The 26,215-nt window shown below is 45.0% G+C and carries 27 protein-coding genes and 5 tRNA genes; 19 read left to right on the top strand and 13 right to left on the bottom strand.

The genetic code is table 11. The annotated features are described in order from the left end of the window. Nucleotides 1–389: 389 nt before the first annotated feature. The 4 genes from E7X56_RS08740 to E7X56_RS08725 form a co-directional block, all read right to left on the bottom strand. A tRNA-Gly gene (locus tag E7X56_RS08740) sits at nt 390–461 on the bottom strand. 13 nt (nt 462–474) lie between these two features. After that, nucleotides 475–549 (bottom strand) — tRNA-Phe (locus E7X56_RS08735). A gap of 68 nt (nt 550–617) precedes the next feature. After that, nucleotides 618–694: transfer RNA gene (locus E7X56_RS08730), tRNA-Val, on the bottom strand. Nucleotides 695–868: 174 nt separating this feature from the next. After that, the gene (locus tag E7X56_RS08725) at nt 869–1,642 is read right to left on the bottom strand and encodes a molybdopterin-synthase adenylyltransferase MoeB (RefSeq protein ID WP_135606379.1); all 774 of its coding nucleotides are present in this window, start codon (nt 1,640–1,642) and stop codon (nt 869–871) included. A gap of 119 nt (nt 1,643–1,761) precedes the next feature. Between E7X56_RS08725 and mbhE the strand changes: the two genes are divergently transcribed. The 9 genes from mbhE (at nt 1,762) to E7X56_RS08680 (ending at nt 8,965) form a co-directional block, all read left to right on the top strand. Next, nucleotides 1,762–4,134 carry a hydrogen gas-evolving membrane-bound hydrogenase subunit E gene (mbhE, locus tag E7X56_RS08720; protein WP_135606378.1) on the top strand — a complete coding sequence of 791 codons (2,373 nt, stop codon included), beginning with the start codon at nt 1,762–1,764 and terminating at the stop codon, nt 4,132–4,134. Further along, nucleotides 4,131–4,550 (top strand): monovalent cation/H+ antiporter subunit B, encoded by a 420-nt coding sequence (locus E7X56_RS08715; RefSeq protein ID WP_135606377.1) that lies wholly within the window; start codon nt 4,131–4,133, stop codon nt 4,548–4,550. Before mbhE ends, E7X56_RS08715 begins: the two co-directional genes overlap by 4 nt. Beyond that, nucleotides 4,543–4,965, top strand: coding sequence for an NADH-quinone oxidoreductase subunit K (locus E7X56_RS08710; protein ID WP_135606376.1), 423 nt, complete (start codon nt 4,543–4,545; stop codon nt 4,963–4,965). The genes E7X56_RS08715 and E7X56_RS08710 overlap by 8 nt, the downstream gene beginning before the upstream one ends. Then, on the top strand, nt 4,962–6,503 hold the full coding sequence (locus E7X56_RS08705) for an NADH-quinone oxidoreductase subunit M (protein WP_135606375.1): 1,542 nt from the start codon (nt 4,962–4,964) through the stop codon (nt 6,501–6,503). The genes E7X56_RS08710 and E7X56_RS08705 overlap by 4 nt, the downstream gene beginning before the upstream one ends. Then, nucleotides 6,500–6,994 (top strand): Na+/H+ antiporter subunit E, encoded by a 495-nt coding sequence (locus tag E7X56_RS08700; RefSeq protein WP_135606374.1) that lies wholly within the window; start codon nt 6,500–6,502, stop codon nt 6,992–6,994. The genes E7X56_RS08705 and E7X56_RS08700 overlap by 4 nt, the downstream gene beginning before the upstream one ends. Beyond that, a complete protein-coding gene (locus tag E7X56_RS08695; RefSeq protein ID WP_135606373.1) occupies nt 6,991–7,257 on the top strand; it encodes a cation:proton antiporter in 267 nt (88 codons plus the stop codon). Before E7X56_RS08700 ends, E7X56_RS08695 begins: the two co-directional genes overlap by 4 nt. Then, entirely contained in the window at nt 7,254–7,601 is a 348-nt protein-coding gene (gene mnhG / locus E7X56_RS08690; protein WP_135606372.1) for a monovalent cation/H(+) antiporter subunit G, read from the top strand. Before E7X56_RS08695 ends, mnhG begins: the two co-directional genes overlap by 4 nt. 72 nt (nt 7,602–7,673) lie before the next feature. Then, nucleotides 7,674–8,711: an L-threonylcarbamoyladenylate synthase gene (locus E7X56_RS08685; RefSeq protein WP_371413362.1), complete on the top strand. Its 1,038-nt coding sequence runs from the start codon at nt 7,674–7,676 to the stop codon at nt 8,709–8,711. 14 nt (nt 8,712–8,725) lie between these two features. Continuing rightward, a complete protein-coding gene (locus tag E7X56_RS08680) occupies nt 8,726–8,965 on the top strand; it encodes a hypothetical protein (RefSeq protein WP_167879491.1) in 240 nt (79 codons plus the stop codon). Between the two features lie 89 nt (nt 8,966–9,054). On the opposite strand, the gene E7X56_RS08675 is transcribed toward E7X56_RS08680, so the two are convergent. The 3 genes from E7X56_RS08675 to E7X56_RS08665 all read right to left on the bottom strand — a co-directional run bounded on the left by E7X56_RS08675 (nt 9,055) and on the right by E7X56_RS08665 (nt 10,893). Next, nucleotides 9,055–10,374, bottom strand: a complete 1,320-nt coding sequence (locus E7X56_RS08675; protein WP_135606370.1) for a signal recognition particle protein Srp54 — start codon at nt 10,372–10,374, stop codon at nt 9,055–9,057. 161 nt (nt 10,375–10,535) lie between these two features. After that, nucleotides 10,536–10,610: transfer RNA gene (locus tag E7X56_RS08670), tRNA-Met, on the bottom strand. 208 nt (nt 10,611–10,818) lie between these two features. After that, nucleotides 10,819–10,893: transfer RNA gene (locus tag E7X56_RS08665), tRNA-Met, on the bottom strand. Between the two features lie 179 nt (nt 10,894–11,072). On the opposite strand from E7X56_RS08665, the gene E7X56_RS08660 reads away from it, so the two are divergent. Further along, on the top strand, nt 11,073–11,495 hold the full coding sequence (locus tag E7X56_RS08660; protein ID WP_135606369.1) for a Zn-ribbon domain-containing protein: 423 nt from the start codon (nt 11,073–11,075) through the stop codon (nt 11,493–11,495). Between the two features lie 97 nt (nt 11,496–11,592). Continuing rightward, a complete protein-coding gene (locus E7X56_RS08655) occupies nt 11,593–12,363 on the top strand; it encodes a heparan-alpha-glucosaminide N-acetyltransferase (protein WP_135606368.1) in 771 nt (256 codons plus the stop codon). 1 nt (nt 12,364) lies between these two features. Here E7X56_RS08655 and dinB read toward each other — a convergent pair whose 3' ends face one another. Next, nucleotides 12,365–13,444 carry a DNA polymerase IV gene (dinB, locus tag E7X56_RS08650; RefSeq protein ID WP_256360056.1) on the bottom strand — a complete coding sequence of 360 codons (1,080 nt, stop codon included), beginning with the start codon at nt 13,442–13,444 and terminating at the stop codon, nt 12,365–12,367. A gap of 183 nt (nt 13,445–13,627) precedes the next feature. On the opposite strand from dinB, the gene E7X56_RS08645 reads away from it, so the two are divergent. From E7X56_RS08645 to dapB, 4 genes are all read left to right on the top strand, one after another. Continuing rightward, nucleotides 13,628–13,936 carry a hypothetical protein gene (locus tag E7X56_RS08645; RefSeq protein ID WP_135606367.1) on the top strand — a complete coding sequence of 103 codons (309 nt, stop codon included), beginning with the start codon at nt 13,628–13,630 and terminating at the stop codon, nt 13,934–13,936. Between the two features lie 104 nt (nt 13,937–14,040). After that, entirely contained in the window at nt 14,041–14,235 is a 195-nt protein-coding gene (locus E7X56_RS08640; RefSeq protein ID WP_091690621.1) for a 30S ribosomal protein S17e, read from the top strand. A gap of 19 nt (nt 14,236–14,254) precedes the next feature. Continuing rightward, nucleotides 14,255–15,127, top strand: a complete 873-nt coding sequence (gene dapA, locus E7X56_RS08635) for a 4-hydroxy-tetrahydrodipicolinate synthase (RefSeq protein WP_135606366.1) — start codon at nt 14,255–14,257, stop codon at nt 15,125–15,127. Further along, nucleotides 15,127–15,918, top strand: coding sequence for a 4-hydroxy-tetrahydrodipicolinate reductase (gene dapB, locus E7X56_RS08630; RefSeq protein ID WP_135606365.1), 792 nt, complete (start codon nt 15,127–15,129; stop codon nt 15,916–15,918). The genes dapA and dapB overlap by 1 nt, the downstream gene beginning before the upstream one ends. A 127-nt stretch (nt 15,919–16,045) precedes the next feature. On the opposite strand, the gene pyrI is transcribed toward dapB, so the two are convergent. From pyrI to E7X56_RS08615, 3 genes are all read right to left on the bottom strand, one after another. Beyond that, nucleotides 16,046–16,519, bottom strand: coding sequence for an aspartate carbamoyltransferase regulatory subunit (gene pyrI / locus E7X56_RS08625; RefSeq protein WP_135606394.1), 474 nt, complete (start codon nt 16,517–16,519; stop codon nt 16,046–16,048). Nucleotides 16,520–16,521: 2 nt separating this feature from the next. Next, nucleotides 16,522–17,448, bottom strand: a complete 927-nt coding sequence (pyrB, locus tag E7X56_RS08620; RefSeq protein WP_091690617.1) for an aspartate carbamoyltransferase — start codon at nt 17,446–17,448, stop codon at nt 16,522–16,524. Between the two features lie 80 nt (nt 17,449–17,528). Further along, nucleotides 17,529–17,975 (bottom strand): DUF5788 family protein, encoded by a 447-nt coding sequence (locus E7X56_RS08615; RefSeq protein WP_135606364.1) that lies wholly within the window; start codon nt 17,973–17,975, stop codon nt 17,529–17,531. Between E7X56_RS08615 and hxlA the strand changes: the two genes are divergently transcribed. Together hxlA and E7X56_RS08605 are read left to right on the top strand one after the other, a co-directional pair. Continuing rightward, complete coding sequence (gene hxlA / locus E7X56_RS08610) at nt 17,936–19,378, top strand: 3-hexulose-6-phosphate synthase (protein ID WP_371413361.1); 1,443 nt, start codon at nt 17,936–17,938, stop codon at nt 19,376–19,378. The two genes, E7X56_RS08615 and hxlA, sit on opposite strands and share 40 nt — an antisense overlap. Continuing rightward, nucleotides 19,379–20,137, top strand: a complete 759-nt coding sequence (locus E7X56_RS08605; RefSeq protein WP_135606363.1) for an A24 family peptidase C-terminal domain-containing protein — start codon at nt 19,379–19,381, stop codon at nt 20,135–20,137. It abuts the gene before it with no gap. Nucleotides 20,138–20,143: 6 nt separating this feature from the next. Here the strand turns inward: E7X56_RS08605 and recQ are convergent, their stop codons facing one another. Both recQ and E7X56_RS08595 read right to left on the bottom strand, forming a co-directional pair. Beyond that, nucleotides 20,144–22,012 (bottom strand): DNA helicase RecQ, encoded by a 1,869-nt coding sequence (gene recQ, locus E7X56_RS08600; protein WP_135606362.1) that lies wholly within the window; start codon nt 22,010–22,012, stop codon nt 20,144–20,146. 155 nt (nt 22,013–22,167) lie between these two features. Beyond that, nucleotides 22,168–23,859 carry a PEF-CTERM sorting domain-containing protein gene (locus E7X56_RS08595; RefSeq protein WP_135606361.1) on the bottom strand — a complete coding sequence of 564 codons (1,692 nt, stop codon included), beginning with the start codon at nt 23,857–23,859 and terminating at the stop codon, nt 22,168–22,170. A gap of 391 nt (nt 23,860–24,250) precedes the next feature. On the opposite strand from E7X56_RS08595, the gene guaA reads away from it, so the two are divergent. After that, nucleotides 24,251–25,165: a glutamine-hydrolyzing GMP synthase gene (gene guaA, locus E7X56_RS08590; protein ID WP_135606360.1), complete on the top strand. Its 915-nt coding sequence runs from the start codon at nt 24,251–24,253 to the stop codon at nt 25,163–25,165. Then, nucleotides 25,165–26,205: an archaeosine biosynthesis radical SAM protein RaSEA gene (locus tag E7X56_RS08585; protein WP_135606359.1), complete on the top strand. Its 1,041-nt coding sequence runs from the start codon at nt 25,165–25,167 to the stop codon at nt 26,203–26,205. Before guaA ends, E7X56_RS08585 begins: the two co-directional genes overlap by 1 nt. The last annotated feature ends 10 nt before the right edge of the window (nt 26,206–26,215 follow it).

The following is a 26,215-nucleotide window of genomic DNA, read 5'->3' as shown; positions in this document are numbered from 1 at the left end:
ATCCTTTAATTGTGATGTGGTATTTTTGCTCATTCGATTGCGATTTGCATTCGTTCTTTGAATTCCATGACGCATGAAAGGTAGATGTGAATAAATTTAGTTACCCACACGATGTTGAAGAGATCCAAATTATGAGACTAAGAATATTTGTGCATAATAAAAATAGTAATTAAAAAGCAAGTGGTCGGACCCTGCATAAATTTTCAATAACCTAAACACAAATCCAAGCATAGATACCAAGTATGAGTATTAATATCTTGAACTTTACATATTTTACTTGAGTCCTATACATCCTTGCAAGATATAGACATATGAAAATAGGATCTCATCTAACTATATAACAACAAGAAAGATGAATTATAGAATTAAAACAAGAAAAAATAAGGGAATACACCAGCCGGGAATCGAACCCGGGTTCGAGCGTTGGCAACGCCCGGTGATAACCGCTACACTACTGGTGTGATATGCACTTTTTGGTGCCCAGACCCGGATTCGAACCGGGGACAACTGCCTCTTCAGGGCAGCGCTCTCCCACTGAGCTACCTGGGCTTTGGGAGCATCAAATACATATCGTTTTTTGATATAAACTTATCGAATCGACATAATTGAAAGTTTTGTGGTGGGCCCGCGGAGAGTCGAACTCCGGACCTCCGCCATGTCAAGGCGACGTCATAACCATCTAGACCACGAGCCCAATTTGCTTGTCCGTTGCCCAGTAAAATTGAATCCTGAACAACGCGTCTGTTTCGCATTTGCTTCGAACCATGCTGCCCGAAGCAAACTCCTATAACAGATTTAAGGTATAAAAACTTTGTTGCTCAATGGTACTTTGGGCACTATTTCACTCTGGAAACGGGAACACTGGAATTTAGTAATTTTCAGCATCAATCGACATAATTATAGGCGTTTCCCCACATACAGGACATTTCGGGTTCTTGTTCACAGTGATCTCATCGAACCTCATTCCGAGGGCATCGTAATAGATCATGCGCCCTACCAGCGGTTTCCCAAGGCGGGAAATATACTTCACGACCTCTGTTGCCTGCATGGTCCCGATCACACCGGGAAGGATACCCATAACCCCAGCAGTCTTTGCAGCATCAGTTGATGGAGAGCTGGAGAAGATGCAGCGATAGCATGGACCTTCATGAGGAAGAATGGTCATGACCTGACCCTCGAACATAAAGATGCTGCCGTGGAATAGAGGTTTGTTGTGCAACACACATGCATCGTTCAGGAGATAGCGGGTAGCAAAATTGTCAGAGCAGTCCACAACAACATCGTAATCACTGATCAGTTCCTCAACATTACCAGACTCCATGCGCATTTTATAAGCTACGACTGTAACATCGGGATTCAAACGTTCTACAAATTCCTTTGCCGACCCTACTTTTGGCTTGCCAAGGTTTCCACCGTGGATCACCTGGCGCTGTAGATTGCTTATTTCCACAACATCGTCATCGATAATACCAAGAGTTCCAATGCCTGCTGCAGCCAGATACTGTATCACAGGAGAGCCAAGTCCGCCTGAGCCCACACAGAGAACACGCGACTCCAGCAACAGCTTTTGCCCTTCCTCACCCATGGACTTCATAATGATGTGCTTTGCATACCTTTCCTTTTGATCAGAAGTTAATTTCATAAATCTAATATATACCTATAAAATCTTATAAATAAACCGGAGATGGAAAAGGGATTTGTCACGGTTTATAATTGTAATGAAAAACAGTTATATATGGGAACTATATTTAGTGAGGAGACATGGATTCATTTAATGCAATAACGGCAGCCATATTCCTGCCGTTCATATTTGCCGGGCTTATACCCATTATGGAAAAGCTATTAAAGCAACGCGTGGGCTGGTTTGCAGCAGCCACAGCCCTTGCATCCTTCATACTCATCGGCCTGGCAGCGCCGGAAGTACTTGGGGAAGGGCATATAGTCCAGGGTTCAATATCATGGATACCCTCTGCAGGAGTTAACTTTGCGATCTATGCAGACGGACTCGCAATGCTTATCGGATTTATTGCATCTGGCATTGGTGTACTTATCATGTCCTACTCCAATGGATACATGTCCCAGAAAGAGGACCTGAAAAGATACTACCAGTATTTGCTTCTCTTTATGGGATCCATGATCGGAATGGTCTTTTCCGCAAATACGATACAATTGTTCATCTTCTGGGAACTTACCAGCATCACATCTTTCATGCTTATCGGATATTGGAGGCACAAGCCCGAATCCATCTATGGTGCCACCAAATCCCTTCTTATCACCGCTGCCGGTGGACTTGCAATGCTTGCAGGTTTCCTGCTGTTACGCACCATCACAGGCTCTTTCGACCTTGCCGCCATACTGAGTGACCCACAGGTCATTAATGCGGTCAAGGAACATGAGCTCTTCCTGATAACACTTATACTCATATTGATCGGTGCAGCAGCAAAGTCTGCACAGGGTCCTTTCTACATATGGCTTCCAAACGCAATGGAAGCCCCAACCCCGGTCAGTGCGTTCCTACACTCAGCAACAATGGTCAAAGCAGGTATCTACCTCGTTGCAAGGATACACCCGATCTTCTCAGGAACGGATGCATGGTTCATCCTAGTAAGCGGCATAGGCATCCTGACCATGCTGATAGCCGGATTCCTTGCCTTCAGGCAAACCGACATTAAAGGTATCCTAGCATATTCCACCATAAGTCAGCTGGCCTACATGATGACCATGTATGGTTACACCACACATCACGAACCAGGCATCGGAGTGGCAGCAGCAACATTCCATCTCCTGAACCATGCAACATTCAAAGCCTGTCTTTTCCTTGTCGCAGGTATCGTTGCACATGAAGCAGCCACGCGTGACATACGAAAGCTTGGAGGATTGCGGCGGGAGATGCCGATAACATTCATCGTGGCGAGCATTGCCGCTCTTTCAATGGCAGGCGTACCACCACTTAACGGTTTCCTGAGCAAGGAGATGTTCTACGAATCATCCCTTGAGATGGGAGCACTCCTTGGAGGCGGATTCACATTCCTGATCCCTGCATGCGCAGTGCTTGGTGGTGTTTTCACCTTCGCATACTCCATTAAACTGATCGACGGGATATTCCTTGGAGAGCGCTCAAAAGAGCATCTTCCTAAACATATCCACGAACCACCACTCACAATGCTGATACCACCGGCATTCCTGGCATTGCTTGTAATAGTGTTCGGACTTGTTCCATCCCTGCCGATACACACCATAATTGAACCAACCGTATCAGGCATCCTGCTGGAAACAGCACATCTGCATGTAAAGCTCTGGCATGGTTTTACAACGTCCCTTATGATGACCATTGTCACCTTCATACTGGGTATCCTCATATACTTCAGATATGACAGGATCGCTGCCTGGCAGAATAATTTCAATACAAGGTCCCCATGGATCAGCGTTAATTACTACTATGACAACGCAGTGGATTCTGCAAAGGAAAGAGCATTCAAATTCTCCACTATCACACAACCAGGAAACATCAAATACTACATGACCGCAATGCTGCTGCTCATGATAACAGTAGTAGCAATTCCGGTGATTACCCTTGCTACCAACATAGTACCTTCTACTTTGAACTTTGACATCGCCCCATATGAAGCAATACTACTACTATTGCTAATTGTGGCAGCTTTGGCATCAGCAGTTCTCCCGAAATACCTGCCATCCATCATTGCACTATCTGCACTTGGGTATGGTGTGAGCCTGCTTTTCATCTACCTGAAAGCACCGGACCTTGCCCTGACACAGGTACTGGTGGAAACACTATCCACCATAATCTTCTTGCTTGCAATCACAAAGATACCGCAGAAGTACAGGGAAAATATCACGACATCGGTTCTTTTCAGGGACCTCGCAATATCCCTGGCAGTTGCAGCAAGCGTATTTGTCGTATTGCTCAACGCAACACAGGGAATAGTGGCACCATTTGAATCCCTGTCCCACTACTTCATTGAGAACAGCCTTCCGCTTGCAGGAGGGCACAACATAGTCAATGTGATCATAGTGGATTTCAGAGGTTATGATACCCTTGGAGAAATATCAGTACTCTGTCTTGCAGCACTCGGAGTATACAACCTGATACACAGCCGAGGTGAAGAACAATGACCACAATAATAACCAAAACAATTACAAAAGTTTGCATCCCCCTGGTGATCCTGTTCTCCATATCCCTGCTACTCGCAGGTCATAACAACCCCGGAGGAGGATTTATCGGAGGCGTGATGTTCGCGTCGGTCATTGCACTGATGTACGTAGTATTCGGACTGAAATATGTAAAAACATTCTTCAACCCCGACTGGGCCAAATTGTTCGGATTCGGGCTCATGCTGGCATCCCTGACCGCATTTGCAGCAATGTTCTTCGGACATAACTTCTTCAGGAGTGCTGTGGAATTCGTCCACCTTCCGTTGTTCGGGGAAATCGAACTCGTATCTGCCGGTCTCTTTGACATCGGTGTTTATTTCGTAGTGATGGGATCACTGCTATTCATCTTCAAGAACGTAGGTGATGACAATGAATAATACATTACTTACCATTACAATCTCACTCCTCTTCGGCATAGGCACATTCCTTATGCTAAGAAGGGACATCATAAAGGTCATAATCGGGCTATCCGTCTTATCCCATGCAGTAAACCTCCTCATTGTCTCGACTGGAATATTCGATGGCACCAAAGTGCCCATCATTACCGGCTCCGGACATGAAGGCGAAGCATCCGGTATAATATTCACCGATAATCTTGCCGATGGTGTGCTGGCACCTGTGATTTCCGCTTCAACACATGTTGATTTCGTTGACCCGCTTGTTCAGGCACTTGTACTCACAGCCATCGTGATAAGCCTTGCAACAACAGCATTCATACTGATCCTTGCATACAGGATCTATGAAGAATATGGGACCACTGACATACGAGAGCTAAGGAGGCTGTGGGGATGATCGCAGAAATGTCACACCTGCCCATAATACTGATAGCTGTGCCCATACTCATGGCAGCCCTCATGCTCTTTTTGCGCTCCAATGCCGGAATTCAGAAAGGACTGAACATTACAGTATCATTCGTTATGATGGCACTCAGCTTCGTGCTCCTCTGGCAGGTCTGGAACGGAGGCATCCAGGTCTATGAAGTCGGAGAATGGGGCAAATACGGAATCATACTTGTAGCCGACCTGCTCAGTTCAGGAATGGTAGTGCTAAGCTCACTTGTATCCTTCCTCGCTCTCCTCTACTCACTGGACTACATCGAAGGCAAATCATTAAGCTCCAGTTACCATTCACTCTTTAACCTGCTTGTAGCAGGGCTTAACGGAACTTTCCTGACCGGGGACATCTTCAACATGTTCGTATTCTTTGAAATACTCCTGTTGTCCTCCTGTGCACTTGTGGTCGCGAACGAGAAAGGAGGTGTCACAAAAAGCTCCGACAAGATGGAAGCCACATTCAAGTACCTTGTACTGAACATGATCGGCTCCATTGTAATGCTTATAGCAGTAGCCTCCCTTTACGCCACCGTAGGAACTCTCAACATGGCAGATCTTTCGGTCAAGATAAGTGCAATGAGCGCTGCCGGTACCCTTCCATGGCATATATTCGCCATTGCATTGCTTTTCATCGTTGTCTTCGGGAACAAGGCAGCAATATTCCCGATGCACTACTGGCTCCCGGATGTGCACCCCACTGCACCATCACCCATCAGTGCAATGCTTAGCGGAGTCATGATAAAGGTCGGTGCTTACGGCATGCTCAGGGTTTTCTTCCTGATCTTCAGGGATGCACTGTTCCTGTTCCAGCCTATCATAATATTCCTGGCACTTGCAACGATCATCATCGGAGCAGTATCTGCTGTCGGACAGAAGGACGTAAAAAGACTGCTGGCATATTCCAGTGTCAGCCAGATAGGATATGTTTTCCTTGGAATTGGTTTCGGCACAGTCTATGCACTCGCAGCAGCCCTTGTGTTCCTGGTGAACCATGCAATTGCAAAATCGATGTTGTTCCTGACCTCAGGAGGAATTATCCACCATGCAGGAACAAGGGACATGACAAAAATGGGCGGAATGATGAAGACAAGCCCGGTAATGAGCGTGGCCTTCCTGATAGGCACCATGTCCATTGCAGGACTTCCTCCAATGGGCGGATTCATCGCAAAGTTCGTGCTCTTTGATGCAGGACTTCTTGCAGAGTATTACATACCCATTGCCATAGCTCTGTTCTTTGCAGTCTTCACTCTGTTCTACATGTTCAGGGCGTGGCTCCTGATGTTCTGGGGCGAGATCAGGGATGTAGAAAAATACGGGGAATACTCCTCACACGAATCTTCCTACATGATAACAATACCCATAATAACACTTGCAGCACTGGTCTTCATCTTTGGGATCTATGCTGAACCGCTGATAGCTCTATCACAGGCAATAGCAGAACAACTGATCGATCCGCAACCATATATTGATGCAGTGATGACGAGGGTGGTAAGATGAAACGATATCTCATTTATTCAGTAGCTCTTGGACTGATCTGGTGCTTTGTCCATGGAACAATAACTCCCACCAACTTCCTGGTAGGACTGGTACTCGGACCTTTCGTGATATATCCATTCAGGGAATTGTATGATTTCACAAGAAAGAAGACATACATCAACACGATAAGGAAAATACCAAAGCAACTGAAGTTCCTGTCAGTTCTTCTCATCGAGATCATAAAAGCGAACATCATGGTCGCAAAGATAGTCCTTAGTCCAAAGATGAACATCAAACCAGGAATCATTGCAGTACCCATACGCACGGTGACAGATACAGGCATAACAGCCATAGCCAACACCATCACCCTCACTCCCGGAACACTTACACTTGATGTGTCCGATGACAGGAAAGTGCTCTATGTGCATGCTATCGATGCATCTGATCCGCAGGGAGTGCGCGACTCCATCAGGGACGATCTTGAAAAATATGTACTGGAGGCATTCGAATGAACTCATTACTACTGGACATCTCACTGACATTCATGGTCATCGCAATTATACCATGCATATACAGGGTTATCAAAGGACCAACAATACCTGACCGTGTGATCGCAGTGGATGCCATGACAACAGTTATCGTTGCTATGCTTGGTATTTACTCATACATACAGGGATCAGTGTTCTTCATGGACGTAGCTCTTGTACTCGCGATAATCTCCTTTGTCGGCACTATTACTATATCCAAGTACCTTGATGAGGGGGTGGTCTTCTGACAACCATAGATATTGCACTGGATATTGCAAGCACTATCCTGTTGATAATCGGAGTCTTCTTCGTATTCTTGGGTATGGTCGGACTACTGCGCCTGCCTGATGTTTATAACAGGCTCCATGCCACCACAAAGATCGGTACTCTCGGAACATTTGGAGTGATGATGAGCATACTTGCAAAAGTAGGTTTTAGTCCCATGGGAGTAAAGGCCATAACAGTTGGCCTCTTCCTGTTCCTAACCGCACCAATTGCAGCCCATATGATCGGAAGGGCAGCTCACAGGCATGGTGTCGGTCTTTGTAAAGGATCCGTCATCGACGAGTACGGCCAGAACCATAAAAAATGAACATGGCACCTGCGTACCAATTAAAAGTGAAGTCACATATAATATCATAGAACAACCATGAAGAACAGGACGTTGGTCTTTAGAAAAAGTGATAAGGACTTTGAAGCAGGCCTTTCCCGAGCTGCTGGTATTATCCGGACAGGAGGTACTGTTGCATTCCCAACAGAGACCGTATATGGTCTCGGTGCCGATGCATTGAACGCTGATGCAGTGCACAAGATATTCAAAGCAAAAGGCAGGCCTGCAGACAATCCTCTCATCGTCCATATCGCGAATACAGACCAGTGTTCTGAGCTTGCAGAAGAGATACCTGCAGATGCCATAAAACTCATGGAAACATTCTGGCCGGGTCCACTTACACTTATCTTGAAGGCAAAGGATGTTGTGCCCGATGTTACTACTGGTGGACTTAACACCGTGGGCCTGAGGATGCCAGACAACCCCGTAGCTCTTGAACTTATCCGAAGATCAGATGCACCTATCGCTGCACCCAGTGCCAACACATCCGGAAGTCCAAGTCCCACAACTGCGGAGCATGTTATTCACGACCTTGATGGAAAAATAGATGCCATCCTGGATGGTGGCCCGGCAGATATCGGACTTGAATCTACTGTTGTTGATATGACCGACAAGGTGCCTACCATATTGCGCCCCGGGCACGTTAGTGCCGAAGATATAAGGGAATGTGTTGGTGATGTACGCATCGGATACAGGGACAGAACACTTGAAGAGGGTGAGATCGCACGCTCACCAGGCATGAAATACACTCACTACTCACCAAAAACGAAGGTCATTCTTATCGAAGGCAACATTAAAGATGTCCACAAAGCAATGACTGAGATTGTGTCTGACTGTCATCAGGAAGGAGAAAGAGTAGGTCTTTTTGTGACCGAGGAAACTGCGAAAGTAGTCAATGCAGATGAAATATGCTCTCTTGGAAAAAGGAACATACCATCTCAGGCTGCCCGTAGTATATTTATGGGTCTGCGACATCTTGATGATAAGGAAATAGATCTCATCATCGTCGATGGGACGCTGAAAAAGGAAGGTATCGGAACAGCAGTCTTTAATCGATTGAGAAAAGCAGCTGATAGGATAATCAACGTATAAACGGAAGGGATCCATTGAAAACTGAGAAAAAAGAATACAATGTCGCAAGACAGGAATATATGGAGATCACAAAAAGGAACAGGAAGCTCTCTAAGATAGACATGCTCATCCTTGGTATTGGTCTTTTGCTCAAGTATGTTGGAAGAGCTGACATCGGAGAAAATTTCATATGGCTTGGTTTCATTCTTCTGATATATATATTCGGATCCAACATGATGGCAAAATCAGACCTGCGAAAATCCGAACCTAAATAAAAAAAAGAAATATTGAAAATGCTAACAAATCGCATCTGTTAGTGATATTATTTGTGATTAATGGGAGGTCATATTACCCCCATATCCATTCACATACCGAATTTTTTCATCATTTTTTGCATGTTGAACTTACCACCACGAAGTCCTTTCATTGCATTTTGCATCATCTTATGATACTTCAAAAGCTCACGCACATCCTCAGGACCGTTGCCTGAGCCCATTGAGATCCTTTTGATCCTGGAACTTCCGATAAGCCTTGGGTTAAGCAACTCTTCCTCGGTCATGGAGTTCATAAGGACACGGTAACGCCCCATCTTATCCTCGGTAACCTTGTAGGCATCATCAGAAAGTTTCACACCCATACCACCCATAGGCAGCATCTGCATGATCTGCTTCATTGGACCAATCTTGTTCATGGCCTCAAGTTGGGAGTACATATCCTTAAGGGTGAAACGACCCCTCATCATGGCTTCCATGTCAATGTCTTCTTCGGTAAGTGCCTCCTCAGCCTTTTCAATAAGGGATTTAATGTCACCCATTCCCAGAAGTCGGGAAATGAACCTGTCCGGCTCGAACTTCTCAAGGTCATCCGGAGTCTCACCTACACCAATAAATGCAATGGATGAATTAGTTTCAGAAACTGCAGACAGTGCACCACCACCCTTGGCGGTACCGTCCAGTTTAGAGATCACAACACCCGAGATCCCAATTGAATCATTGAATGCCTTTGCCTGTTCACTTGCCTGCTGACCAATAGCACCGTCAAGTACAAGCAATTTATAATCAGGCTGTGCGACCTCGTGGATCTGCTCCATCTCATCGATGAGATCCGCTTCCAGCGAGTGTCTGCCAGCTGTATCCACAATAAGGACATCATTCTTTTCAAGTTCCTTCAGACCTCTTTCCACAATGCCAACTGCATCAGGATTGCCTTCTTCACCGTAGAACGGCACATTCAGTTTATTACAGAGAGTACTGAGCTGCTGGAATGCACCCGGACGGAAGGTATCAGCACAAACAACAGCAGGTTTCAGACCTTTCCTCTGGAAATAGCGTGAAAGCTTTGAGGTCGTAGTTGTCTTACCGCTTCCCTGCAGACCGATCATCATGATCTTCTGCGGCTTTAGCGGGATGTCTGCACTCTTGCCTACAATATTGATAAGTTCCTGATAGACGATCCTGATGACATGTTCACGTGGATTCATGCCTGAAGGAACTTCCTCCTTCAATGCACGCTCCTTTATGTGATTGGACATCTTCATAACAAGCTTGACATTGACATCTGCCTGAAGTAATGCCCTCTGTATATCTTTTACAACCTCAGTGACCGTTTTCTCATCTATACGGCCGGCTCCAACCAGTTTTTTTAGTGCATCCTGCAGGGAGCTGCCGAGTTTGTCCATTACCATTTAAGAATCATCCTGTATAATTTTCATATGAAAGTAGCAAATATTAAATTGACCTGACACAAAAACGCCATCTTTATTTAATAACCTTTTGAAAAAAAGGCCTCTAAGAACAAGAAAAAATATAGAAAGCTCTTGTCTGAATATATCAAAAGGAAAGAATATAGCGGGGGATGGATTCGAACCATCGGTCTACGGGTTATGAGCCCGTCGGGATCTCCTGGCTACCCCACCCCGCTTCAGAGTGAGTATTCACGCTTGCAGCCTCTCTAACGAAGTGATGATACATAAAGGTTGCCAACGCATCAAAGATGAACGATCAAAGATCAAAGTCCATTTATAGTTCAATAATAAGGCTCGAAGAACAGAGAAATCTCTTATCAGAATAACATCATCATGATAGAATCTGAAGAATAATATCTGAAAAAAATCTAAAGGAAAAGAATATAGCGGGGGATGGATTCGAACCATCGGTCTACGGGTTATGAGCCCGTCGGGATCTCCTGGCTACCCCACCCCGCTTCAGAGTGAGTATTCACGCTTGTAGCTCTTCAAACGGGGTGATGGTAGATAAAGTTTGCGCATATCACGCATCCGCGGCGACATTTTTGCCATTATCATGATAGAATATAAGAATCAAAAATAAGTTCATGCCATAAATCTTTAAATATATCACAACCAATAGGAGAATCGGTGAATAGATGCCACACAAATGTACCCGATGCGAAAAAATATTTGAAGACGGGGCCGAGGTAATTCTAAGCGGCTGTCCGAACTGTGGATGGAACAAGTTCCTCTACGTCAAGGACATGGAACCAAAAGCAGACATCGAAGATACTGTTGATGAAGAGTTGCCTGAAAAGGAAGAGACAAAAATAACCGATCCTGCAGACCAGTTCATCAGGGAAATAGATGACATCATCGGCATTGATCATCAGGAAAGAGAGATTGTTGAGGAAGAAGGAGAACGCGTAGAATCCGTCAGGATACTTGGACCGGGATCCTATGAACTGAACCTTAGCTCACTTCTTGAGCGTGACGAAATTGTGATGGCAATAAAACAGGATGGAACATACGCAGTTGACCTCTCATCTGCATTCCGCAAGAAAAAGAAAAAAAACTGAATGATGCATTCGCATTCACATTTTATACTTTAGTCTGTTTACTTTAGTATGCATTTTTTGGACATTACAACTTAATTTCGGAAAAGCCGGGGAGCGGATGACAGAACTTCATGAACGATTCTGGGAGATCGACCTTCTAAGAGGTATAGCCATTATAATGATGGTTGGTTTTCACCTATTATACGACATCAACTACCTGGGCGCCTATGATATCAACCTCACCTCCGGACCAGGATTCATGGCAGGAAAGCTCAGTGCAATACTGTTCGTAATGATCGCAGGCATCTCGCTATCCCTTAGTTATTCCAGAAAGCGGAAAATATACGACCCGGAATCCGGATTCCTCAAATATACCAAAAGAGGTCTGAAGATATTTCTCTGGGGCATGGTCATAACTGCCGGCAGCTACATTTTCCTCAGAGACGGCGTGATCGTGTTTGGTATACTCCACTTCATTGGAATTGCCATCATCCTTGCATACCCATTCCTGAGATATAAGGCAGCAAACCTCATGCTGGCTATACCTGTTATTGTCATAGGATCGTGGATGCAGACCTTCGCCATAGGAGGCACATGGCTTTTCTGGACAGGACTCCGACCGGACGGATTCCACTCGTATGACTACTTCCCCCTTTTCCCATGGTTTGGTGTTTTACTCCTCGGGATCTTTCTGGGAAATTCCCTTTATCCAAACTACAATCGGGCACCCCTGATATCCAGGATGCCGAACATTTCAGACCTGCTACCTGTCAAAACTCTATGTTACATGGGAAAAAGATCATTGCTGATCTATTTGTTGCATCAGCCGCTACTTGTGATATTATTGTACGTCGCAGGTATTACAGACCTGAACCAGCTTTACCCATAAATTAAATAAAATCAGTAAGTCGTGTTTGCTTTTCATCCATTTTGTCAAGCTTAGTAACACCAATACCCACCAGCCGAAGCTTTCCCCTGCCTCTGAATTCCTGAAGTAGCATCTTTGAGGTCCTTTTGATGGTAGAAAGGTCACTTGAATAAGCACCCAATGTCTTTGCCCTTGTGTATGTTGTGAAGTCTTCAAGTCTTACTTTTATGGTAACGGTCTTGAACAGGTATTTCTTTTTCAAAAGGGAAGCATGCACATTCTCTGAAAGGGTATCGATCACATTTTCCACATGATCCATATCAGAAGTGTCCCGGTCAAAGGTATCTTCCTTGCTGATCGATTTTACATCTCCCCTCTCTATGACACTTCGATCATCCACACCATTTGCAAGCTGGTGCATCACAAGGCCGAACTTACCGAAACGTTCACGCAGAGCCTGCACATTGTATCCTGCCAGATCACCAATGGTTCGGATCCCGATCCCGTTAAGCAAAGAAGAGGTCTTTTTCCCTACGCCTGATATCCTTGAAACATCCAGTGGAAACAGGAAACTTCTCACATATTCAGGTCTTACCACGGTCAACCCATCGGGTTTCTGGTAATCGGAAGCTATCTTTGCAATGGACTTGTTAGGAGCTACCCCTATAGAACATGTGATCCCTTCCTGGAGATGGACCCCTTCCTTGATCTTCAATGCCATATCTGTCGCGGCATCAAAATCCGCTACCACTTCGCTCATATCAAGATAGGCCTCATCCACACTAACCTGCTGGAACTTGGAAGAATAGCTCCTCAGGACATCCATTATACTTGCGGAGACCTTTTTGTAAAGGGGCATATTCACACGCAGATAGACAGCATCGGGACAAAGACGATAAGCTTTTGAGATAGCCATAGCTGAATGTATCCCATATTTACGTGCCTCATAGGAGCAGGTGCTAACGACACCCCTGCCTTCCCCGTTCATTGGATCAGAACCCACAACTACAGGCAGCCCCTTTAGCTTCGTGTCTGCTGCAGCCTCTACTGATGAATAGAAGCTGTCCATATCTACATGGAAGATTATCTTAATGTTTTTCACCAGCCAAGCTCATGAGTGGCATTATTGAAAATGTTTATGGACATTACCAGGAACACACTTATTAGCTGCCCAAATACCATTACTGCTCAAATATCATTGAGCCTGGCAAAGGATTTTATGCATGGAAGATATGAAGATGAGTAAGATATCGACATTAGTATCAAGAAGATCCGGAAGGTTAAAATGTACCAATACATAGCCATCGCAGCATATTGTGTAGTCCTTTTCCTGACCCTGCGAGATATCAGGATATTCCGTCGCACAAGGTTGCCATCATACAGGAAAGGCGCACTCAAAGGGCTAGTGGCATCTACCGTGATACTTGCAGGCATCATCCTCGTAGGCATGAATGCCGAACTTGGACTGGTAATTGTGTTCATAGGCCTCTATATAAATCGCAAAGGAGTGCGCGAGAATGTTTTCAATGATGCTACCACTCAGGAGCGTCTTTTGGGGAAAACGGACATAGAGCAAGTACATGCAAGCAAATAAAGAGATGGAAGATGTACCCTCAATCCAAAAGATATAAATGTAAAGGTTTTCTATTATGGCGATAATCTTAATCATATCTATCTAAATCATACTGGAGATATATAATGGGAAATATTAGACAGACAAACATCAAGAACATTACATTTCGCCTGATCGACAACCACGGAGACGTATTCACAACAGACTTTGACCAGAACAAGCTTCTCGTTTCACAGTACACAACTATCGAGAGCAAGGTCATCAGAAACCGTGTCGCAGGCTACGTTACACGCAAGATCACACACCCAAAGAAGATCTAATTTTGGGAAGTGGATCTTTATGTTCGAAGGAGTATTACCTGCCATCATAACCCCTTTCACAAAAACTGACACCATCGACAAAACAGGTCTTCAGCAGAATATCGAATTTGTCGAAAATGGTGGAGTTTCCGGAATTGCCGCCTGCGGGACAACTGGCGAATCAGCCACATTGTCCACAGCGGAACACATGGAGCTTATTGATATCGCAGTTGATTGTGCAAAGGTACCTATTCTTGCCGGAACCGGTTCTAACAACACGGCAGAGGCAATAGAGCTGACAAAACATGCAGAAGATGCGGGAGCAGCTGGCGCTCTTGTAATATCTCCTTACTATAATAAACCAAACAAAGCAGGACTTGTTGCTCATTTTAAGGCTATCGCAGACGCTGTGGAAATGCCCATCGTCCTTTACAACGTACCATCACGCACAAGTCAGGACATGCCACTTGATGCGATTATCGAACTTGCAAAAGTAGATAACATCGTTGCTATTAAGGAAGCCAGTGGCGATCTGGATAAGGTATCACAGATCATCGAGAATACGATGGATGAGGACTTTAATGTCATATCCGGAGATGATGGACTGACCATGCCTATAACTTGCCTTGGCGGAAGCGGAGTTATCTCCGTGGTCGCAAACGTTGTACCGGAAAAGATGGTCAAACTGGTAGATGCCACCAATGAAGGTGACATGAAAACAGCACGACAGATCCACTATGAGATAGCACCACTTATCCGGGCATTGTTCACGGAAACAAATCCGGTCCCTGTCAAGCGTGCAGTAGAGCTTATAGGACTTAATACCGGTCATCTGAGATTGCCTCTTGCACCTATCAGCAGTGAGAATGAACAGAACCTTATCGATTGCCTGAAAGGACTTGGGTGTATCTGATGATCAACGCAGCAGTTACCGGTGCTTCAGGAAGGATGGGGAAACTCCTCATCGAGAACATCATCAAGATGGACGGGGTCCAGCTTTCAGCTGCCTTCGACCTTATGAACATCGGCAAGGATACCGGAGAGGTCGCCCAAGTCGGAAAGCTTGATGTTCCTATCTCCGATGTTGCTGATATGGCAACCGTTCTCAAAGAATCAAAAACGAATGTAGTAATCGACTTTACCATTGCCAATGCAACTGCTGCAAACGCACCAGTAGTAGCAGAAGCAGGTGTTGATCTTGTAATTGGAACTACCGGCTTTACCCCTGAGCAGCGTTCCCTTATTGAGGATGCAGTTATCAAAAACAACACAACTGCAATAATCTCACCAAATTATTCTGTAGGTGTTAATGTATTTTTCAAGATACTGCAGGAAACTGCAAAATACCTTTCAGAATATGACATCGAGATAATCGAAGCCCACCACAACCAGAAAAAGGATGCACCCAGCGGCACCGCAATGAGGGCAGCTGAAGTTATTAGTGAAACACTGGGTGGAAAGGATTTCGTGTATGGACGCGAAGGTCTCGCCCCAAGGGAAAAAGAGATCGGCATACACGCAGTACGCGGTGGAGATATCGTAGGTGATCACACGGTTCTCTTTGCCGGTGGCAGTGAACGCATAGAGATTAAGCATCAGGCCCATTCCAGAAATGCATTTGCATCAGGAGCTGTAATATCAGCTATCTGGATAGCAAACGCAGAACCAGGCATCTATACAATGGATGATATCCTGGGATTCTAACTATTTTTTAAGCTGAATTAATTCTTCATATCAACCTCATTTACAATTGTATTGAGGGTTCTATTCCGACATTGATTTTTAGAGAATTCGAGAATGTATCGAAAAAGTTCAAAAAAGAACAGAAAGATCAGAGAAGGTGATCCCCGATACCTTCTGAAATTGTTCTTTCACAATATGAACAACGAAGAGTTATCTTTCGTCCATCCGGCTTAACAGTAAATCTGGATGTGACAGGTTCGTTACTGTTGGAAATACAATTTGGATTTATGCATTTCACCACACCACTCACTTTTTCCGGAATGTGTACATGCGTCTTTTCCGATACTTCAAAATTCCTGATGATATTGATAGTAGCATTCGGTGCGATCAGGGATATCCTGTCAACCTCTTCTACATTCAGTTCCCTGCCTTCGATCTTGACTACATCTTTTATCCCATGCACACTCGGAGCATTGATCAGTACACTCACAACACCTGAAGAGGGGTTGGGAATATTAAGGATATTAAGGACATTCAATGCCTGTCCCGCAGTAATGTGATCGATAACCGTTCCATTCCTTATTGGGTGTACCCGGATCTCAGGGATAGGAGTTTCTTCCATACTCATTCCAATGCCCCCATAACAAGTGCAAGTAATGCCATCCTTACCGGAACACCATAGAAAGACTGCTTAAAGTAACAGGCATGGGGCGTGTCGTCAACCCTTGGGTCGATCTCATTTGTCCTTGGAAGAGGATGCATGACCTTAAGCTCCGGTTTTGCTTTTTCCAGAAGCTCAGGAGTTATCTGAAGGCTGTTAGCAACTTTACGATACTCAGCAGGATCCGGGAAACGTTCCTTCTGTATCCTTGTAGCATAAAGCACATCCACATCCGTGATGGCCTCTTCGATCGAATCGGTTTCCCTGACCTTTATGTTGTGGCTCTTGAGGTCATCTACTATCTCAGCAGGCATACGGAGCTCTTTCGGAGACACCAGTGTGATCTCAGCCCCGTAAAGGGAAAGAGCATAGCACAATGAATGTACAGTCCTACCATACTTCAGATCACCTGCAAGGGCTATCTTCAACCCCTCAAGATGACTTTCCCGCCTAATGGTATAAAGATCAAGGAATGTCTGCGTAGGATGATGACCTGCACCATCACCGGCATTGATTATAGGAACCGATGAGAACTCCGAAGCAAGCTGGGCAGCGCCCTCTTTATTATGCCGCAGTACAATAGCATTGGAATAGCCTTGCACAACACGGATAGTATCAGCAAGTGTTTCACCTTTTGCAATGGAACTTGCATCAACAGAACCAAGGCTTAGAACATCCCCTCCAAGACGCATCATTGCGGTCTCAAAGGACATGCGTGTCCTGGTACTGGGTTCAAAGAACATGACAGCCAACACTTTACCTTTCAGCAGATCTGACTTCGATTTGCTGCTTGCTATTGGTTCAAGTTTTTCAGCAGTATCAAGGATATGATCGATCATATCCCGTGAAAAGGATTTCATCGAAATGATATGAAGGTCTTTGAATGTCATTCATAGAGAAAAGAATTGCATGAAATATAATATTTGCCTATGAGAAAAGGGATGTTAAAAAGAAAACAGTGCTTTCCTGATCATTCTTCAAGCTCAGATATGAAGTTCATCCAGCTCTTTGCATCCTTAAGTTTGCACTTTTCAGCTTCTTCCTGATGCTTTTTCATGCGTTCGGGACCGGAAAGCTCTTCAAGGTCCTTAAGGTCCATTATGGCACGCAGAAGTCCGGCAGTCCTGTCAAAAACATCTTTGGCCTGATCAAGGGTCATATCGGTTCTCTCAAGGTAATTTTCACAAGACTTTGCTTTTTTCCTGAGAGCAACGATACAGTGATCAATATGTTCCCTATCTTCCTCGGTCAGCTTCGGTTTATTGATAAGCTTCCATGTGATCTCATGTAGTTGTATCTTTTTGCCTTCGATCTCAACCTCATCAGGTATTCTCTCACCACACCAGAACAAGTGCCTGTGAAGTCGGGCTAAAAGCTTTGCACGCTGATCTTTGGTTATTAGCTGATCTTCCACCATACTCACCAGATCTATATTGCCGAATAAAATACCATCAATTTTTAAGTATTATAACCATATACCCGGTTAGATTTATACTTATTCAGGTATACTACGTTATTAAACTCCAAAAGGGTGATCATATTAATACAATAATTCAGGTAGCACTTGACCTGCTGGAGATCGACCGAGCCATACAGATCGCAAGAGAAGCGGTCCAGGGAGGCGCTAACTGGATCGAAGCAGGAACTCCACTTATCAAAAGCGAAGGGATGGATGCTGTCCGGCAGCTCAAGAAGGAATTTCCCGACCACGCCATCCTTGCTGATATGAAAATTGCAGATACCGGTGCATTTGAAGTGGAGATGGCCGCCAAAGCTGGTGCCGATATTGTAATGTTGCTAGGTAATGCAGATGATTCCACGGTCAAGGATGCAGTCAGATCTGCACGAAAATACGGTGTCAAACTTATGGCTGACCTGATCATCGTAGAAGACCCCGTTACCAGGGCACAAGAGCTGGAAAAGATGGGGATTGACTATATCAACATGCATGCTGGGATAGACCAGCAGATGACCGGAAAAGACCCTACCCCCTTGCTCGAAAGAATCATTCAGAGAGTAAACATACCGGTCGCGGCTGCAGGCGGACTTGATGCCATCACATCTGCACAAGCAGTCAAAGCAGGCGCAAGTATTGTCATTGTCGGAGGGAACATCACACAATCAGATGATGTGACAGAGTCTGCAAAAAAGATACGTGAAAGTGTTGATGCCATTGAGATCCCTGAATTTGAACGCCAGACACTGGAACAGGAGACCAGAAAGTTATTATCAGAGGTTTCCACACCAAATATCTCAGATGCCATGCATCGAAAAGGTGCGATGAAGAACATCCATTCCATGGTAGCCGACAAAAAGATGGTCGGCACAGCTGTCACAGTACAGACCTTCGAAGGGGACTGGGCAAAAAGCGTTGAGGCCATCGAGGTCGCAGGAGAGGGAGATGTCATTGTGATCTACAACGGAAGTCACCATATTGCACCATGGGGAGGGCTTGCCACACTCAGTTGTCTGAACAAGGGAATTGCAGGTATTGTCATTGATGGTGCTGTAAGGGACATTGATGAGATAAGAAGGATAGGACTGCCAGTATTTGCAACCAGCAACGTCCCTAATGCAGGAGATCCAAAAGGTTTCGGAGAGATCAATGCCACGATCAACTGCGGATCACAGGTCGTCAACCCCGGAGATTACATCGTAGGTGATGACAACGGAGTTGTTGTGATCGAAAAGGAGCGAGCATATGAGATAGCAAGGCGTGCAAAAGAGGTTGAGAAGAACGAGAAACGCCTGTACGAGGAGATCAAACGTGGAAGCACGCTTTCCGAGGTCCTTAAACTTAAGAAATGGGAGAAAATGTGAATGATCGAACTACTTAAGGTGCTTGTCTGCGCTCCATTCCTTATCTATGCCTGCTACTCTGATATCAAGACACGAAGAGTGACAAACAGCCTCTGGCCCAAGATGCTTGGAGCTGGTGCTATATTCATGGTTTATGATGCTTTCAGATACGGTATACCCTACATAAAATGGACAGCCATTTCTTTCATACTGATTTTTACGTTCGTCTATATATTGTTCTACATGAATGCCTTTGGAGGCGCCGATGCAAAGGTCCTGATGGTGATATCCCTTATATTGCCAATATATCCTGCAATGGAGCTATTCGGTAGACAATTGCCAATTTACGGGATCCCACCGCTTAACCTCTTCACATTTAGTGTCTTTGGCAATTCAGTCATCCTGACAATAATAGTACCCATAGGATTGTTCCTTTACAACATTACCCAGCCTTCATTGAAAGAGACCCTAAAGAAACCACATTACATGTTCGTTGGATACAGATGTCAGGTTTCAAAGCTGGACAAACCACACATAAGGCTTATGGAAAGCTTCGAGGAAGTTGACAATGGGATCAGGAAAAAATTCACAACCGCAGGCACAAAGCTTGATGAGGATGTCATCTCCAAAATGAAGGAATATGCAGAAAAAGGTCTTATTGATGAGAGAGTGTGGGTCACACCCGGCCTGCCATTTATGATACCCATAACTGCAGGGTTTATAGCAGCAGTGATATACGGAGATCTTATCTTCCAGATGACTCTGAACTTCCTGCTGTGATGAAACTTATTTAGATCCTTTTAAGTAGCGGGCTATCTCTTCCATGAAAACCGGCCCGTACTTTTTTAATTTGAACTCACCTACTCCAGTAATATCCAGGAACTCCACATTCCTTATGGGATATTTTACCGCCATCTGCCGAAGGCTGGTGTCCGCAAAGATGATGTAAGGCGGAACATCTTCATCCTCTGCCAGCTTTTTCCGTAATATCTTAAGCCGATCGAACAGTTTTTTGTCAGGGCGTGATATCGGTGTTGGAACCCTCTTTGGCTTTTTTGGAGCAGGAGATCTCTTTGAGGTAGAGGTTTTTGAAGTCGTGACCTTTGGAGTAGTGCTTTTAGATTTACTGGTCTTCACACCAACCGTGCCAGAGGAACGTGTCAGGTAGACATCACCGCCTGCAAGTATTTCGCGACTCTTTTTGTTCAGGCTTAAGAGAGGATAGCGTGCACCCTTCACGTCAAGATAACCAAGACGGACCATCTCCCTTGCCATATCAAGCCACTCGGATTTGCTGTACCCGTCACCAGTGCCATGGCTTTTGAGCCTGTCATGCTTATAACTTTTTATCTTCTTTGCCATGGAACCTGAAATAATATCCACTATGTGGGTCATCCCGAAACGTTCATTGACCTCATCCACACAGGACAACAGAGTTCGTGCGGCATCCGAAGCATCAAAAGTATCACGTGGCTTAAGGCAGACATCGCATCCACCACAGTTATCGGATTCCAGTTCTTCTCCGAAATAACTTAACAACACCTTCCTGCGGCATGTCGTGCTTTCACAATAATCGATCATTCCCCGAAGCTTTACAGTTGCAATATCACGCTCGGACTTTTTCGACATCTGATCGATGAAGTACTTGATCTTGTACCAATCACCACGACTGAAATACAGGATACACTCACATTCAAGACCATCACGACCGCCCCTTCCGGTCTCCTGATAATAGCCTTCAATGTTCTTGGGAAGATCATAATGAATGACAAATCTAACATTCGGTTTGTCAATACCCATTCCAAATGCTACTGTTGCCACAATAATGTCAACATCATCTCTTATGAAACGTTCCTGATGCGCATGTCTTTTTGAATCAGACAGACCTGCATGATAGGGCAATGTGTGAAAACCTTCATTGTTGAGCTTTCTGGAGAGAGATTCTACGCTCTTTCGGCTGTTGCAGTAGATAATACCGGAATTCCCAGCCTGACCTTGAATATAGTTGACAAGGTTTCCATATGAATCCTTTTTTGGCCTTATTTCATAGGAAAGATTGCTTCGGTTGAAGCTCGCCACATAGACAGAAGGAGACTTTAACTTCAACAGCTTGATCGTATCATCTTTGACCTTTGGAGTAGCAGTCGCAGTCAGGCCAATGACAGGAACATCAGGGAATTTATCTTTCAGGAATCCCATTCGACGGTATTCTGGTCTGAAGTCATGGCCCCATTGTGAAATGCAATGTGCTTCGTCAATAGCGAATAAACTGACATTAACATAGCTGAGAAGATCCATTGTACTTTTCATGCAAAGCCTTTCAGGTGCAACATAAAGTATCTTCATATGACCATCGAGGATAGCACGAGTGGTCTCCTGAACCTCGCGGTAGCTCAATGTGCTGTTAAGGTAAGCTGCAGCGATCCCATTACTGACCAGACCATCCACCTGGTCCTTCATAAGGGATATCAGAGGAGATACTACGATCGCAAGACCATCCATCATCAGCGCAGGGATCTGATAACAAATAGACTTCCCGCCCCCGGTAGGCATCAGTACGAATGTATCCTTTTTGTTAAGGACGTCACTAATGATATCCTCCTGAAGGGGGCGGAATTCGCTATAGCCAAAATATTTCTGGAGTGTCCTGTGCATGTAAATACCGATGATAATCTAATTTGTGTTCTACTAAAGATGTTACAGATATTTAAGAGCAGACCATGCGGGGTGAAAGTGATCCATATATTGTAACGGCATGAAGGTAAATGGTGATCAAAAAAAGAAAAAGATGAAAAGCAAGAGTTAGACCCTTACTTCTCCTTCCTGCGCTGCAGGAGGAATGCCAGACCGATTATTGCCACAATTGGTATTGCAATTGTCGGGAACTCCGGGATAGCTTCAAAACCTTGGAGAGTCATACCATCAACAGCTTCGTTAGCATCCAGGACACCATCCTGATCCACGTCCACGATGATATCATAGTCTCCAACTGTAAGTGGCTGAGTCCATATCTCGGTGACACCGATCAATCCAGCACCATCTGTAGCTACTGTTTCTACACCACCGCTGACATCAGCTCCGATTGAATCACCAACGGACCATGACTGGTCTGGAACCACGTAGATATCAACTGCTGGATCATTAGCTGGAAGGTTTCCTGCATAGCAGTAGACGTTCTCATCCAGATCAAATACATTCTTTTCAGTTCCACCAACGTCGGAAGAAACAACGTAAGCACGTTGGGTTGTATTGTTTGATGTAACTATTTCTGTATCGTCAGACTGGGTAGTTGGTGGGGTCTGATCGCTGTCAATTGTAGCAGGGTTGGTCAGCGTTCTCTCCTCACCGGAAGATTCATTCACCGTCAGTGTGACTGAACCAGACTGTCCGACAGTAAGATTTCCAATGTTCCAGGTAACAATAACGGTATTCCCAACAACAAAATTTGTATAGTTACCTGTAGCAGATACAAAGCTCACACCTCCAGGGAGTGCGTCAGTGATCGTGCCATTGGTAATATTGGTTGGATTGGTGTTGGTGTAGCTCATGTTGTAGATTAGTTGACTACCAGCAACTGCTGTCGTCAGACCGTCATCCTTGTCGAACCCGAGCGGGTTGTAGGATATATCCCTGCCTGGTACGCACACTCCAGTTGGATTTCCAATATCACCGGTTTCATCCAGCACATTCAGACTTGAGTCCATCATTCTTAGATGATCCTCAGCATATGTAGTGACAAAGAAGTTGCCTGTAGCCGGATCTACTGCAAACCCAATCGGATAAGCACCCGTACCAAGGTCCACTGTATTCTCTGTATCAGTGTTCAGGTTATATTGGCTGAGTGTTGAACCGGACCATCCACCAGTGTAAACATATCCATTGCTGACATCTACTGCGATACCCATCGCAAGTGGAGTCACTGTGAAATTTCCTTGTTCGGTCCATGTGGCCGTGTCATAATACCTGATCGTCTGAGACTGAGAGGCAACATAAAGCAAATCATTTGTCTCATCAAGGGCAATTCCAATAGCAGATGCACCAGTCAGACTTTTGTAGGTGCTCCCATTAAGGGTCAGTGTTTGGCTTGCTGCATCCCACTCATAGACATAGAGATGATTCGTATGCCTGTCAACAGCATACACTCTCTGCTCATCCTGGTCCACAACAATACCTGCCAGGTTTGATGCGCCTGGTGCTGTTACCTGACCTTCCCTTACCATAGTCGTACCATTGACAATGTCGAGCGTACCTGAGAACTCAAACGTTACGAACAGGTATGCTGAGTCAGTATCAATGGTAATCCCCACTGCACCACCGTCCCTGTCAGGAATGTAACTTGTGGTCTGCTTGACTATCTGGCTGGTCTGTATGTCGTAGGCAGCAATTGGAATATTGCCAGGAGCATTTATATCTTCAATCACGTACAACGACTTTGCAGATGCGCCACCAGCTCCTAAGACTACTAGTAAGGCAACTAATGCTGCCATATATTTTAATTTCATTTCTAGTCCCCCATTATATTATGATCTTCAGGATCATCTAGACCTGTAGAGATCAGTATCACTAAGGCAGAACATGCCAAAAACGCACCAGGCACAAATAAAAGGCAGTGCTGCCTTGTCGCCCCCACAGACGAATATGAACCTCTATTTAAAAGTGGGACTTGATGTTATAAATACATTATGAATTATATAAGATTGGAATATAAATATATTAACTAGAACTTGTAATAAAAAATAATCAAGCTTGAACAAAATTAAAATGTTGAACATCGATCTCCAATGTTCCATCGATACTATTAAAACCAACAAACATATTAAAGCACAGCATTATTTAAGAAATTAGTATAAACTAATGTTGATCATCATCATATCATAACCGGAGTTCATTTTCATGGTAAAAGTCGAGAAATTCATACCAAAAGCCATAGACAGGATCAAAGAAAAAGCTAAAGGAAAGACGATCGTAGGACTTTCCGGCGGAGTCGACAGTTCGGTCTGTGCGATCCTTGCACACCGTGCTATCGGTGAATTGTTCATACCGATCTATATTGACACAGGCCTCATGAGAAAAGGTGAGACCGAGGTCATCAAGGAGATCTTCTCAGACATGAACCTTCAGGTAGTCGATGCCAAGGACCGTTTCCTTGAAGCACTGGTGGGTATCAAGGACCCTGAGGAAAAAAGAAAGGCAGTTGGTGAGACATTCATCCGCATTTTTGAAGAAGAAGCACGCGAGATCGAAGCAGAATACCTTATTCAGGGAACCATCTATCCGGATAAGATAGAATCCGAAGGCGGCATTAAATCACACCACAATGTTGGAGGACTTCCTGAACACATCGATTTTAAGGAGATCATCGAGCCCATCGATGACCTGTACAAGGATGAAGTACGTGAGGTCGCATGGGCACTTGGATTACCCGAAGAGATCTGCGAGAGGATGCCATTCCCGGGACCAGGACTTTCTGTAAGGATAATCGGAGAGGTTACAGAGGAGAAAGTGGACGTGGTGCGCGAGGCAAATGCCATCGTTGAGGAAGAACTGCTTGAACAGTTCAAGCCATGGCAGACATTTGCTGCTGTTGTCGGCAAGGGAACCGGTGTCAAAGGTGACGTCCGTGTACATGGCTGGATAGTCGCAGTCCGTGCAGTAGGCTCAAGGGACGGCATGACCGCAGAAGCACTTGAACTCCCGTGGGAAGTTCTCAAAAGAATCGAAACAAGGATCTCCGGCGAGATACCATCTGTTGCCAGAGTACTCTATGACCTGTCACCAAAACCACCTGCAACCATCGAGTTCGAATAATGTCACTCAACAAAGCCGTACTGGAGATACGCAACCGCCAGCGTATAAAGCCATCATCTAATGAGTATCCTGCTGCCGTCTGGAGAAGTACTGATCACTTCAACGGAGAAACAGCGGATACGCTGACAATCATCTTCAAGACATCAGGATGCTGGTGGGGAAAGGCGGGAGGCTGTACTATGTGTGGCTTTGTCTATGATAGCGCAAAGATCCCCCCTAAACCTGAAGAACTTGAGAAGCAGCTTGAGAATGCTATGCATAAAGGTGAAAGACTTGAGCGCTTCATGGTCAAGATATTCACCTCAGGCAGTTTCCTCGATGAGAAAGAGATACCGGTTGAGACAAGGGCAAACATCCTGGGAAAGCTGGCAGCTGATGAGCGTGTGTTCAAAGTGATTGTTGAAAGCCGACCGGAATTCGTCACAGACGAGATCCTGAAGTCCTGCATTGATGCTCTTGGAGATACACCATTTGAGGTCGCTATCGGTCTTGAAACAAGTTCTGACAACATCCGCAAGAATTCAATAAACAAGGGATTCAAGTTCACTGATTATACCAATGCAGCAACCGTGGCCAGAAACAATGGAGTAAACATGAAAGCTTACCTGTTGTTAAAACCACTGTTCCTCTCGGAAAAGGAAGCATTGGAAGATATCGTGAAGACCATCGATGACGTCGCAGAACATGCACAGACAATTTCCATCAACCTGTGCAATGTGCAGAACGGTACTTATGTGGAACATCTGTGGCAAAGAGGCCAATACAGGCCACCATGGCTATGGAGCATTGTCGAGATACTTCAGCGAACTAAACAAAAACATCCGGAACTTGTGATCACTTCAGATCCTGTAGGTGCAGGCTCAAAGCGCGGTCCGCATAACTGTAAGAAATGTAGCAGGGATGTATCGGATGCTGTACACCTTTATTCCAGAACTCAGGACCTGAGTGTACTTGAAGGACTCAACTGTGAATGCAAAGAGCTATGGAAGAAAGTTCTTGAGCTGGACGGTCTTACATATGGAAGCCCCATATTGGACTAATATCAACGCT

The organism is Methanococcoides sp. NM1 (genome assembly GCF_900774285.1).
Taxonomy (GTDB): Archaea; Halobacteriota; Methanosarcinia; order Methanosarcinales; family Methanosarcinaceae; genus Methanococcoides; species Methanococcoides vulcani.
The sequence above is the reverse complement of the archived record's forward strand: the minus strand, read 5'-3'. Positions and strand labels throughout refer to the sequence as shown.